The following is a 12,715-nucleotide window of genomic DNA, read 5'->3' as shown; positions in this document are numbered from 1 at the left end:
AAAAAGATGGAAGAATTATTATAAAAAACAGATAAATTTGAATATATAACCTGTAAACTTTTTTTAGGACGAGTCAATATTTTCCAAATAGAAAGATTAATTCTTCTTTCAATTCGACCTATTTAGGTTTTTCACAAAAAACAAGGGAAGTCATTTGGGATGGGACTAGTTAAGAAAACCTTGTCTGAGTTCGTCAAATGACGGACGAGTTTGGTTATCGGAAAATGACAATCCGTCGTTTTATAGAAAAACCTAAGTCAGTCTTGTCCCAGATTCGGGATCGTTTTTTTGGATTAAGCCAAAAGGACAAGATCTAACTTCCCCAATTCTCTCGATCCAAACTACGATATTGAATGGCTTCTGAAATGTGATGGCTTTGTACATCAGCAGCACTTTCCAAATCGGCAATAGTTCGCGAAACCCGCAGTATTCGGTCGTAAGCACGGGCTGATAATCCCAGTTTTTCCATGGCGGTTTTGAGCAGAGAATTGCTGGCTTCATCCAGCTGCACATAGTCGCGAATTTGGCGGGATGACATTTGTGCGTTACAAAAAATACCATCCAGCTCGCGATATCGTTCCGATTGAATTTCCCGGGCCCTGATCACCCGTTCGCGAATAGATTGGCTATTCTCTGTTTCAGTTAACTCCGAAAGTTTTTTGAAAGGCACCGGCACCACTTCCAAATGAATATCAATACGGTCGAGCAGTGGGCCGGAAATTTTGTTGAGGTATTTGGGAACCATTCCTGGTGCGCAAACACATTCTTTAGTTGGATGATTGTAGTAGCCGCAAGGGCAGGGATTCATGGATGCAACCAGCATCAGGCTTGCCGGGTAATCCACTGAAAACTTTGCGCGAGAAATGGTAATTCTTCTATCTTCCAGTGGTTGTCGCATTACCTCCAAAACGGTTCGCTTAAATTCAGGAAGCTCATCGAGGAAAAGCACTCCATTGTGAGCCAGCGAAATTTCGCCAGGTTGTGGATAGGTTCCGCCGCCAACGAGCGCCACGTCACTAATTGTGTGATGGGGGCTACGAAATGGGCGTTCGGTCATTAAGGAAGTGTCCTTATCAATCTTCCCAACAACAGAATGAATTTTGGTGGTTTCCAGTGCCTCATGTAAAGTGAATGGTGGCAAAATCGAAGGAATTCGTTTCGCAAGCATGGTCTTTCCAGCACCGGGAGGGCCTATCATGATCAAATTATGACCACCAGCAGCCGCAATTTCCAAAGCCCGTTTAACATTCTCCTGACCCTTCACATCCGAGAAATTGATGTCCGAATCATTCAGCATTTTATAGAATTCCTCCCGGGTGTTTACTATTATTTGCTCTAATTTTTTATCATCATTAAAGAAATCAACCACCTCTTTTAGGTTGTCTACGCCATATACTTTCAGTTTGTCTACCACAGCTGCCTCTTTTGCATTCTGTTTGGGTAGGATAAATCCTTCAAAACCTTCTTCACGAGCTTTAATGGCAATTGGAAGCGCTCCTTTAATGGGTTGCAGTGTTCCGTCCAGCGAAAGTTCCCCCATTATTAGAAAGCGTTCTAACTTTTCAGAAGCTATTTGCTCAGAAGCGGCCAGAACAGCGATAGCCAGAGGTAAATCATAAGATGAACCTTCTTTGCGAATGTCTGCCGGAGCCATGTTGATGATGATTTTCTTGCGTGGCCATTTAAAACCGTTTAATCGTAAGGCTGATTCGATACGCTGCTGACTTTCTTTGACTGCACTGTCGGGAAGCCCAACCAAAAAGAATCGAATTCCTTGGGAGACATCAGTTTCAATGGTGATGGTTGTGGCATCAATTCCATGAACAGCAGAAGCAAATGTTTTAATCATCATGGGGTGAATATTTAAGATATAAAACATAAAGTTATGGAATATGATTCAATATTGAAATAGGATTCGTGAAATTGATCAATTAATACACTTTTAAAAATTCGTTATCTTTAACTGAAATTTCATAAAATGAAGAAAACCCTGCGCGAAAATCTCTACGAAATCATCTTTGAGGCAGACACTCCTTCCGGGAAAATATTTGATGTAGCCCTTTTGATTGTTATTCTGATTAGTATTTTATTGGTGATGTTGGAAAGTGTTCCAACGATTAACTCAGAATATCGTTGGATTTTGCGTGTTATGGAGTGGGTTATTACCGGAATTTTCACTGTAGAATATACATTGCGGGTAGCCATAGTCAAGAAGCCTTTTAAGTACATTTTTAGTTTTTATGGAATTATTGACCTGCTGGCTGTTTTGCCAACATACCTTAGTTTGGTGATTGTTGGAAGCCACAGTTTGGTGGTGATTCGGGCTATCCGATTGCTTCGTGTTTTTCGAATTTTTAAACTTAGTCGTTATACCGTTGCGGGTCAATTTTTGCTGAAAGCTTTATGGGCGAGCCGCGAAAAGATTTTCGTTTTCCTGTTCTTTATTGTGAACATGGTGGTAATTGTTGGGACACTAATGTATTTAATTGAAGGACCTGAGCATGGTTTTAAAAGTATCCCCTCAAGTATCTACTGGGCAATTGTTACCATGACTACCGTTGGCTATGGTGATATTTCTCCGGAAACCGCATTGGGACAATTTCTCGCTAGTTTTGTAATGATTGCAGGTTATGCCATTATTGCTGTACCCACGGGGATTGTAACTGCCGAGATGATGAAAAGGCCTGAAAAAACCAACACACAGGTTTGCAGTAATTGCATGAACGATCAGCACGAAAATGATGCACTATTCTGCAAAAGGTGTGGACAAAAACTCTGATTTACGACTGACTTTGTTGTTTCTGGATAATTTATCACATCGATTTTAAAATCCCTTGATCGAACCCTTTAACATCTGGCTTGGTTTTTGTAATTTTGGAGGTCAATTAATATGTCAGAGATATGATCGGGAACTTTTTTCATTTACCCAAGCACAAGCGATTTAATATTCCGTTTCGTTACCACGATCCGGAGAAGGAAGAGATGCAGGAGCGTGAAGAGCGCATCAAGAAAGAGATGGGGATTCATGAAAAGAAGGAATTTGATCCTAACTTTCGCCCGAATATCCGGGGGCAATTTCGCCAATCGATGGGGAGTTGGTCAAAATCAGCATCTGATGCTCAGCGTAAATCCAATACCCGATTGATCATGTTGATTGTCATCTTAAGCTTAGCCGTATATTTAATTCTGAAATTTTAATCATTTCCCGTGTCAGATATTATTCAACTACTTCCGGATTCTGTAGCCAACCAGATTGCCGCAGGTGAGGTCATTCAGCGACCTGCTTCGGTTGTTAAGGAATTGGTTGAAAATGCCATTGATGCGGGAGCTACACAAATAAAAATCAATTTAAAAGATGCCGGCCGCACACTAATCCAGATTAGCGATAATGGTTGTGGGATGTCTGATACAGATGCCCGTATGGCTTTTGAACGCCATGCAACTTCAAAGATCAAGTCTGCCAATGATTTGTTTGCGATTCGCACAATGGGGTTTCGGGGTGAGGCACTTGCTTCGATTGCTGCCATTGCAGATGTGGAGCTGCATACCAAACAGCATGATCAGGAGATTGGGACTTTTATTCATATTAGCGGATCAAAAGTTCAAAAGCAGGAGGCAACGGCTTGTGCCAATGGAACAAATTTTTTGGTAAAGAACCTGTTTTTTAATGTTCCTGCCAGACGAAAGTTCTTGAAGTCAAACTCGACCGAATTGAAGCACATTATTAATGAGATTCAGCGGATAGCCTTGGCAAATCCTGAAATCTGTTTTTCGTTGATTCACAACCAGCAACCCATTTATGAATTGGGACAAGATAACATTCGGAAGCGAGTAGTGGCTTTGTTTGGGAAGAATATTAATCAGAATTTGATTCCAGTTGAAACTGATACCAGTCTGATAAAAATCAAAGGTTACATTGGACAACCCAAACACGCGCGGAAGACTTTTGGCGAGCAGTTCTTCTTTGTGAATGGCCGATACATGAAACACCCATTCTTTCACCGGGCAGTAATGCAGGCTTATGAAAAGATTCTGCCTCCGGAAACCATTCCATCGTATTTTCTTTATTTTGAAGTTGATCCCGGAAATATCGATATCAATATTCATCCAACCAAGACTGAGGTAAAGTTTGAAAGTGAATCGGCCATTTGGCAGATGATTCAGGCGTCGGTGAGAGAAGCTTTGGGCAAATTCAATGTGGTACCTTCTATTGATTTTGACCAGGCAGGCAGCATTGAAATTCCAATGCCGAAAAGAGACCATTCGGAAATTCAGCCACCATCGATTAAAATTGATCCGACATATAATCCGTTTGAAACGGAGAAAAAATATTCAGGAGGAGGTTCCTCTTATCAACCTCAGGAAAAATCGCAGGTTGAGCATTGGGAAAAGTTGTACCAGGATTTTGAAAAAGAAACGGAGATTTTGCAGCCAAAGCAAGAAGAGAATTTGGAAATTGAGCATAGCGATCAATTTTCAGGAAAGACATTTATTCAATTTAAAAGCAAATACATACTTAGTCCTGTGAAATCGGGACTCATGGTCATTGATCAGAAACGGGCACATGAACGTATTTTGTTTGAAAATTTCATGGCTGTATTGGCAAGCAGCGAAGTTGCCAGTCAGCAGCAATTATTTCCACATACGTTTGAGTTAGGAGCTGATGATGCTGAGTTATTACGTTCAATGTTGGAGGATTTAAAATCTCTAGGTTTCGATATTCGAGATTTCGGGAACAACAGCTTCATTATTAACGGAACGCCCGGAATGCTTGATAGCTCATCCCCGCTCGAAATTATTGAAAGTTTGCTGGAGGATATGAAAAGTACCGCTTCTAACTTAAAGGAAAAAGCCAAAGAAAAGGTAGCTGCCTCGCTGGCAAGAGCCTCTGCAATATCCTATGGTTCTTCTTTGAAGCCTGAAGAAATTAACCAATTGATTGATCAACTGTTTGCATGTACCGAGCCAAATTTCTCACCATCAGGCAAACAAGTGTTAACAATCATGCCAATTGAGCAATTTGAGAAACTTCTGAGATGACAAATTGTCTACAGATTTGTTTACTTTGTAGTGAAAACAATTTTGGCCTGGCTATTGCAGCCAACTTCTAAATTTTTCAGATATGCAGAACACTAGACCCAATTTTGGATCCATACCCCCAGTTGTAAAGAATTTAATTATCATCAATGCCTTGATGCTTCTGGCAACGTATGTGATGAGTATGCGTGGTATTGATTTAGCACGAATACTTGGACTACATTATATTGCTTCTCCAAAGTTTGAACCCTACCAGTTAGTCACACACATTTTCATGCATGGAGGTTTTACTCACTTGCTGTTTAATATGTTTGCCCTTTGGATGTTTGGTCGTGTATTGGAGAGTGTTTGGGGGTCAAAACGATTTTTTATCTATTATTTTGTAACGGGGCTTGGAGCTGCAGTCCTGCATACCTTCGTTAATTTTCTTGAATACCAGTCGCTGATTGCGAAAATGTCACCGGAACAAATTGATATGGTGATGCAACAAGGAGTTGAGGTTTTTAATCAAGGCAAGAATTTCACTGATCCACTGATGGGAAAATTGAATTTGTTACTCAATATACCAACGGTTGGAGCATCTGGTGCGGTGTTTGGGGTATTGCTTGGATTTGGTATGTTATTCCCGAATACACAGTTAATGTTGTTATTCCCCCCAATTCCAATTAAGGCAAAATACTTTGTTATCGGATATGGTTTGATTGAATTGTATTTAGGATTGACAAATTCTGCAAGTAATATTGCTCACTTTGCCCATCTGGGAGGTATGTTGTTTGGTTTTCTGCTTATTAAGTATTGGAACAAAAACAGTAGAAACTTTTATTAAGAATGAGCATTTTAGACGAAATAAAAGAATCCTTTAGAAAAGGATCAGTCCTCACACGCTTGATTTATGTGAATTTGGGTGTTTTCCTTTTTGTGCGGATTGCTAATGTTTTTTTCTTCTTGCTGAACCAGGATTTTTCATTACTCAACTGGTTGGCACTTCCTGCAGATATCCACGCTTTGGCTGCCAAACCGTGGACATTGATTACCTACATGTTCCTGCATTTCGGGTTTTTACACATCCTTTTTAACCTTTTGTGGTTGTATTGGCTGGGTAAAATATTCCTGTTTTATTTTGATGAACGAAAGTTGTTGGGCGTGTACCTGCTGGGAGGAATTTTTGGGGGATTGTTCTTTTTAGGTGCGTATAATCTGTTCCCGGCTTTTACCGATGTGATTGCGTTTTCACAACTTATGGGTGCTTCTGCATCCATTATTGCCATTGTGATTGCCGTGTCAGTTTGGGCGCCAAACCACACCATTAACTTACTTTTTATCGGCCCGATCAAATTAAAATATGTAGCTCTGATTTCTTTATTTATGTATGTAATTGGAATCTCCTCATCAAATGCTGGAGGAAATCTGGCTCACTTGGGTGGAGCTTTCTGGGGATTGGTGTATGCATTGCAATATCGAAAGGGAAAAGATATGTCGAAAGGTATAAACAAGTTGATTGATAGCCTTGCGAAGTTATTTAAACCTAAACAACGGATTCAGGTTTCTTATAAAAATACCAATGCTGACGATATTGAATACAATCGTAAGAAGAATATTCAACAAGAAGAGATTAACCAGGTGTTGGAGAAAATAAGCAAATCTGGTTATGATTCCTTAACCAAGGAAGAAAAGGAATTGCTTTTTAAAATGGGCAAATAATCAATAAGTAAGTTGATAGATCAAAGTAGAAAGCTCGTCTGTAATTGTTAATTCTAGTCTTCGCTAGCTTGGTGGTGTGCCTCATTAATACTGGCATTCAGTTCAAATCCGATTAGTAAAATCAAAGACATCAAATAGAAGAGTAACAACACAACCAAAAGTGTTCCGATTGATCCGTATAGTTTATTGTATTGTCCAAAATTGGTGATGTAATAACCAAACCCCACAATGGTAAAGATGCTAAGAATAGTTGCTAATGTTCCTCCGGCAGAAATGAAGCGCCAACGGGTTTTTTTTGCTGGAGCAAAATAGTACATAAAGGAGTATGTGAAAAATAGTAACCCAACAGTAATCAACCATTTCCCGGTCGTCAATAAAATGTAGGTAAAATTATCTCTTAAAAGGTCATTTTCTGCCAAATAGTTAATAGCAATTTGACCACCAGCAATTAGAGCAATTGTAATCGTTAGCAAAATCGATAAAATAAATAGAAGCATGATAGCAATAACTCGCTGGCCTATCCATGTTCGTCGTTGAAAAGAATGAAGGGAAGCGTCAAACGCACTCATCATGCTGGCTAATCCGTTAGTGGAAAAGATAAGCGCCATAAAGAAACCAAGAGAGAGTAGACCTCCATGCTCTTCTGTAATTACTTGGCGAATGGTTATTTCTACAGTGGTAAAAGCATTCTCCGGTAAAACATTTTGTATTAACAGGAATAGTTCACTTTGAAAATTCTCAATTGGAATATATGGAATTAGCGTAAAAATAAAGATTAGCGCAGGGAAAAGCGCCAAAAAAAAACTGAATGCAATTGCCGATGCCCGGGTTGTAATTGAACCTTCTATGATACTTTTCCAAAAAAAAACCAACACATCATAAAGAGGCATTCCATCAAATCCGGGGAAGCTTACTTTCCTTGCCCGGATCAGCCATCGTAGAAATATCCGTTTAATTCTCTGTCTTCGGATAAATATCATCCCAATTATTGTTTTTCAATACGCAGCTGGTGGATATAGGATTTTCCTCCTTCACTTTTTAATAGAAATGAAACCCGGAAAACTCCTTTGTTAGTTGAGAGATTACCAATGCCATATCGTGCACCTTCTTTTCCTCCTTCGTGAATGATGTTAAAACGCTCAGCCTGATGGTTTTGAAAAAATTCAGAAACAATTTGTTGCGCCTGTGCTTTGCTGTATACATCATCTTTATCAATAACCACTAACTCAATATTTTTATTGAAAAACTTTGCCAAGGCTGCAGCGTCCCCTGTTTGCAGGCTAAGAACAACATCGTCAGGAATTTGAGAAAACGAGCTTAAATATAGAAGAACTGAAATAATTATCAGCCCAATCGATTTGAAGTTACTTACTTTCATATGCTTTGTTTTTCGAACTACTTGCATCTTGCATAAACCATACCAGATTAAAAAAGTTTGATCTGCCGGATGCTTGATTTTGTAAAGGTAATAAATTTTCAAACTTGTAATTTGCGAAAAGAAATTATGATTCAATTCCACGTAGAATCGTTGAATTGCTTATTTAATAGGCAATCTATTGATTGGAAAAGACAGAATTTTTGTCGAATTTTATCAAAATTGTCATTTTGAAGTACAAAGACTATTCATGAAGATTAGATTGATTGTTATTGGTAAAACCGATCAAAAATATTTACAGCATGGAGTTGAAATTTATCAAAAACGCCTTGCGCATTACTTACCTTTTGAGTATTTGATTATTCCCGATATTAAGAATACACGCAAGCTATCTGAAGAGCAGCAGAAAGAAAAAGAGGGAGAACTTATTTTAGCACAAGTAAAACCCGGAGATGAATTGATTTTACTGGATGAAAAGGGGAAAGAGTTTCGTTCGGTAGAATTTGCACGATTTTTGGAGAAGAAAATGCTTTCGGGTGTTAAAAACCTGATTTTTGTAGTTGGCGGACCTTACGGATTTGCTCCAAAGGTTTATCAGACTGCTACTTCAAAGATAAGTTTATCCAAAATGACATTTTCGCATCAGATGGTCAGATTGGTTTTTAGTGAGCAATTGTATAGAGCCCTCAGTATATTGAAGGGTGAACCATATCATCATGAATAAAAGAAACTACATTCTTTTCAGGGAGAGCGTTAGAAAACATCTGTTTGTAATTCTTTCCGGATTGTTTTTCATCGTCGCATTTTCGTTGGAACATCAGTTGGTGGATCATATGCCCGAGAAGAAGCTTGGAGTTCGGTTTCAAAAAAAGTTGCATGAACAGCAACGCATATTGGACGAAAAGCTGGATGAGATCCAGGAATATATTAATGATGATGATTTTGATGGAAATTTTCAAGCCAAATTTCAGGGATTATCACAGTTGTATGAAAAAAACCGGCTTGGATTTATGGTCATGGAAGGCCGGGATTTGTACTATTGGTCAAATAATCATTTTTCATTTGAAGAGCACTTTCTTGATGTTTTGCGGACAAAGCGATTGGTGAATTTGCCAAATGGCGTTTTCCTCACTCAACATAGAAAAGTTGATAATCTTGATTTGGTGGGTTTGATCCTGCTAAAGAATAATTATTCTATTCAAAATCAATATATTCAGAACGATTTTGTAAAGCCATTTAATTTGCCAGAAAGCTTTATTATACAGGAAGGTAGATCCAGTATGGCGATTCCTATAAAAGGTGTAAATGGCGAATACTTGTTTTCACTAAAACCTAACGGGAAGATACATTGTAATTACAGCCAATTGTACTTTCCTGTTTTTTTATTCGGCGTTGCATTGTTTTTTTTAATTCTCTATGCACGCCAATTAACCAAACAGTTCCGACACGAAAATTTCGTGGTCAGAATGACTATCTTAGGATTATCGTTATTCGGGTTTTATTGGTTTCATATCCTTTTTGAAATTCCCCGATCACTTTATTATTTTGATTTATTTGGCCCGGGTATTTATGCGTTCTCATTTTGGCTGCCGTCTCTGGGAGACTTATTTATTTTGGCCTTTCTTATCTTTTTTTGGAGCATTAATTTCATAAAAGAACTTGATTATGCATTCATAAAAAAACGATCGGAGATCATTATCGCATTTATATTCTCTGCTTTGTTCTATCTGTCCGTGAACTGCATGATTCAGAATCTTATCCGAAACAGCAGTATTTCCTTTCAGTTGAATCAAATTGATGACATCACTCAATATAGTGTTGTCGGTTTTTTTATTGTGGCGATCCTGTTTTTTTCTTCGTTTCTAATAAACCTGAAGGTTATTGATTCTGCTGAGAAATATTTTGAACGCAAGCGCTTTCTTTGGGTTCATGCACAGGTGATTGTTGTTTTTGTCATTCTGGCGTTTCTTTTCAAGGATAGCTATATTTATATGATATGCCTGTTCTTAATAACAAATTTTTCGATTGTTGCGTTGCGAAATACTCAGTTAAAAAGGCATTCTCTATCTTACTTGATTTTCTTTGTATCACTGTTCGCTTTCTTCACCCTCATTATTATTCAGCATCACAATAACATTCGAAAGGTTGAGATTCAGAAGCTGATGGCTGTTAATTTGAATTCGGAGCATGATCCGGCTGCAGAAGTATTTTTAACGGAAATGCAGGTGGAGATGAGCACCGATTCAATTATTCCAAACTTGCTGACTCCTCCATATCAAAATCTTGAATATTATTTGAATCGGAAATATTTCAGCGGTTATTTTCAAAAATATGATATACAGGTAACAGCATGTTCAGGTTCTGATAGTTTGCTGATTGAGCCAGATAACCAAATGGAACCTTGCTTTCCGTTTTTTGATGAAATGATCAATGATTATGGAACCAGAATACCGGGCACTCGTTTTTACTATTTGGATAATATGAATGGGAGAATTTCCTATTTTGGAAAACTCTTCTATCCGTTGACTTCTGATTCGGTTGGTATTTCAATTTTTTTAGAGTTTAATTCAAAGCTACTGCCTGAGGGAGCTGGATTCCCAGAGCTGTTGTTGGATGAATCGATGATTAAGCCCGACCGATATCGACATTTTTCCTATGCAAAATACTTTGATCGAAGTTTGGTGCATTTGAGTGGAGATTATCAGTACAACTACTATATTGATTCATATGAGATTGATAAAGATAGCGCTGAGTTTAATCTGGAGCATTGGGATGGCTATGATCACCTTATTTATTCATTGGGGCATAATAATTATATTATTGTTACCAATAAATCATTTGACGGATTAGATTATCTTATTTCATTCCCATATCTGTTTGTATTTTATTTTCTGTTTATTCTGGTTTTCGTAATACTTGGAAATCCAGCTTATCGCAAGCAGGCAATGGTATATGACCTGAAATTTAAGATTCAGGCTGCCATTATTTCCGTTGTTCTTTGCACCTTGTTTTTTGTGGCTGGAGGAACCATTTATTATAACATTCAGGAGTATGAAAACAAACATCAATATGATCTGAATGAAAAAATGAAATCAATAGCCGAAGAGATTGATAATCGGCTAAATGATGTATCAACCATCACCCCTGAATGGAGAGATTGGTTGTGGCGGGAGTTAAATAAGCTTTCAAATATATTCCGTACCGATATTAATATTTATGGTGTTGATGGGAAGCTAATCGCTTCTTCCCGCCCGGAGATTTATATCCGGGGGATCCTTTCACAACGCATGAACGCAGATGCATACTACGAGCTTATTGAAAATTACCAGGTCAACTATTTTCAACCTGAAAAGATTGGAAATTTGTCTTTCTTATCGATTTACGAACCCATCATCAATAATAATGGTGATTATCTTGGTTTTCTGAATTTGCCCTATTTTACACGTGGCGATAAACTGAAGCAAGAGATATCGACATTCATTGTGGCATTTATTAATTTGTATGTGCTGTTGTTTCTTGCCAGCGTTATTGTCGCTGTTCTCCTGGCCAATCAAATTACCAAACCTTTAAGCTTGGTGAGAGAAAAGTTGAGAGGTATTCAGCTTGATAAAAAGAATGAGCAGATCAGTTATCAGCGAGATGATGAAATTGGATCATTGGTTAAAGAGTATAATCGGAAAGTTGAAGAATTGGCAGAAAGTGCTGAGATTTTAGCTCGTACTGAACGTGAAGTGGCTTGGAGGGAAATGGCAAAACAGGTGGCTCATGAGATTAAAAATCCATTGACGCCGATGAAGCTTAATATTCAATATTTGCAGCGAGCGAAGGCAGAAAAAAGTGAGCATTATGATGACTATTTTGATCGCGTGACCCGCACACTTATTGAGCAAATTGATACGTTATCTGATATTGCCACTGAATTTTCAAATTTTGCCAAAATACCAAAAGCAAATAATGATGTTTTTAATCTTTGTGATAAGCTGCAAAAAGTAACTGGTTTATTTGAGTCTAGTATGCATGTTGACTTTACGCTGGATTTGAATGGATACAAGGAAATATTGATTTTCGCTGATCGTGAACAGATTTCAAGAGCGGTTATGAATTTGGTGAAAAATGCGATTCAATCCATTCCGTCAAACAGGAAAGGTAAAATTTGCGTTAGCTTAAGTAAAGAAGAAAATCAGGCAGTAATTGCAGTGTCAGATAATGGTTCCGGGATTCCTGAGAATATCAGACAACAAATGTTTCAACCCAATTTTACAACCAAAACGAGTGGAATGGGGCTTGGGTTAGCAATTGTAAAAAAGATCATTGAAAATTCAGGAGGAACAATATGGTTTGAAACGGTGATTAATAAAGGAACTACATTCTACATCAATATTCCACTTTATAGGAGTGCCGAATAATCCATAAGTTTTTAGGTCGTTGTGTTTTAGTTCTCCGATACAAGGTGATTTCACGAATTGTGCACCAACTAACTTTTCTGTCATTCTATTGTTTTTAATAGAAATAGTCATAACAGATTGATCTAAGCAGTGGAATATTATTATTTTTGAATATAGATTGATAATAGATGTAGTTGTTAATTCATTTAAATTTAGA

Annotated in this window: 10 protein-coding genes; 7 read left to right on the top strand and 3 right to left on the bottom strand. The window is 38.0% G+C overall.

The annotated features are described in order from the left end of the window. Nucleotides 1-313 precede the first annotated feature (313 nt). Nucleotides 314-1,852, bottom strand: a complete 1,539-nt coding sequence (locus ACUNWD_RS16505) for a YifB family Mg chelatase-like AAA ATPase (RefSeq protein WP_445588946.1) — start codon at nucleotides 1,850-1,852, stop codon at nucleotides 314-316. A 126-nt stretch (nucleotides 1,853-1,978) separates the two neighbouring features. On the opposite strand from ACUNWD_RS16505, the gene ACUNWD_RS16500 reads away from it, so the two are divergent. From ACUNWD_RS16500 to ACUNWD_RS16480, 5 genes are all read left to right on the top strand, one after another. Continuing rightward, nucleotides 1,979-2,779 carry an ion transporter gene (locus ACUNWD_RS16500; RefSeq protein WP_445588945.1) on the top strand — a complete coding sequence of 267 codons (801 nt, stop codon included), beginning with the start codon at nucleotides 1,979-1,981 and terminating at the stop codon, nucleotides 2,777-2,779. A 122-nt stretch (nucleotides 2,780-2,901) separates the two neighbouring features. Continuing rightward, on the top strand, nucleotides 2,902-3,198 hold the full coding sequence (locus tag ACUNWD_RS16495) for a hypothetical protein (protein ID WP_445588944.1): 297 nt from the start codon (nucleotides 2,902-2,904) through the stop codon (nucleotides 3,196-3,198). A gap of 9 nt (nucleotides 3,199-3,207) precedes the next feature. Then, nucleotides 3,208-5,040: a DNA mismatch repair endonuclease MutL gene (gene mutL, locus ACUNWD_RS16490; protein ID WP_445588943.1), complete on the top strand. Its 1,833-nt coding sequence runs from the start codon at nucleotides 3,208-3,210 to the stop codon at nucleotides 5,038-5,040. A gap of 82 nt (nucleotides 5,041-5,122) precedes the next feature. Further along, nucleotides 5,123-5,863 (top strand): rhomboid family intramembrane serine protease, encoded by a 741-nt coding sequence (locus ACUNWD_RS16485; protein WP_445588942.1) that lies wholly within the window; start codon nucleotides 5,123-5,125, stop codon nucleotides 5,861-5,863. 2 nt (nucleotides 5,864-5,865) lie between these two features. Further along, on the top strand, nucleotides 5,866-6,738 hold the full coding sequence (locus tag ACUNWD_RS16480) for a rhomboid family intramembrane serine protease (protein ID WP_445588941.1): 873 nt from the start codon (nucleotides 5,866-5,868) through the stop codon (nucleotides 6,736-6,738). A gap of 53 nt (nucleotides 6,739-6,791) precedes the next feature. On the opposite strand, the gene ACUNWD_RS16475 is transcribed toward ACUNWD_RS16480, so the two are convergent. Next, nucleotides 6,792-7,718: a YihY/virulence factor BrkB family protein gene (locus ACUNWD_RS16475; protein ID WP_445588940.1), complete on the bottom strand. Its 927-nt coding sequence runs from the start codon at nucleotides 7,716-7,718 to the stop codon at nucleotides 6,792-6,794. A 5-nt stretch (nucleotides 7,719-7,723) separates the two neighbouring features. Continuing rightward, nucleotides 7,724-8,116, bottom strand: coding sequence for a DUF4783 domain-containing protein (locus ACUNWD_RS16470; protein ID WP_445588939.1), 393 nt, complete (start codon nucleotides 8,114-8,116; stop codon nucleotides 7,724-7,726). Nucleotides 8,117-8,363: 247 nt separating this feature from the next. On the opposite strand from ACUNWD_RS16470, the gene rlmH reads away from it, so the two are divergent. Together rlmH and ACUNWD_RS16460 are read left to right on the top strand one after the other, a co-directional pair. Further along, nucleotides 8,364-8,837 (top strand): 23S rRNA (pseudouridine(1915)-N(3))-methyltransferase RlmH, encoded by a 474-nt coding sequence (gene rlmH / locus ACUNWD_RS16465; protein ID WP_445588938.1) that lies wholly within the window; start codon nucleotides 8,364-8,366, stop codon nucleotides 8,835-8,837. Continuing rightward, complete coding sequence (locus tag ACUNWD_RS16460) at nucleotides 8,830-12,519, top strand: ATP-binding protein (protein ID WP_445588937.1); 3,690 nt, start codon at nucleotides 8,830-8,832, stop codon at nucleotides 12,517-12,519. The genes rlmH and ACUNWD_RS16460 overlap by 8 nt, the downstream gene beginning before the upstream one ends. Nucleotides 12,520-12,715: the final 196 nt, after the last annotated feature.

This window comes from Sunxiuqinia sp. A32, assembly GCF_052690465.1.
This window is presented reverse-complemented; position numbering and strand designations above follow the sequence as displayed.

Bases quoted from the DNA above. Each gene is read 5' to 3' on its own strand.
- ACUNWD_RS16475 (WP_445588940.1), bottom strand. From the start codon at position 7,718: ATGATATTTATCCGAAGACAGAGAATTAAACGGATATTTCTACGATGG.
- ACUNWD_RS16495 (WP_445588944.1), top strand. From the start codon at position 2,902: ATGATCGGGAACTTTTTTCATTTACCCAAGCACAAGCGATTTAATATT.
- rlmH (WP_445588938.1), top strand. From the start codon at position 8,364: ATGAAGATTAGATTGATTGTTATTGGTAAAACCGATCAAAAATATTTA.
- ACUNWD_RS16500 (WP_445588945.1), top strand. From the start codon at position 1,979: ATGAAGAAAACCCTGCGCGAAAATCTCTACGAAATCATCTTTGAGGCA.
- ACUNWD_RS16505 (WP_445588946.1), bottom strand. From the start codon at position 1,852: ATGATGATTAAAACATTTGCTTCTGCTGTTCATGGAATTGATGCCACA.
- ACUNWD_RS16485 (WP_445588942.1), top strand. From the start codon at position 5,123: ATGCAGAACACTAGACCCAATTTTGGATCCATACCCCCAGTTGTAAAG.
- ACUNWD_RS16480 (WP_445588941.1), top strand. From the start codon at position 5,866: ATGAGCATTTTAGACGAAATAAAAGAATCCTTTAGAAAAGGATCAGTC.
- ACUNWD_RS16470 (WP_445588939.1), bottom strand. From the start codon at position 8,116: ATGAAAGTAAGTAACTTCAAATCGATTGGGCTGATAATTATTTCAGTT.
- ACUNWD_RS16460 (WP_445588937.1), top strand. From the start codon at position 8,830: ATGAATAAAAGAAACTACATTCTTTTCAGGGAGAGCGTTAGAAAACAT.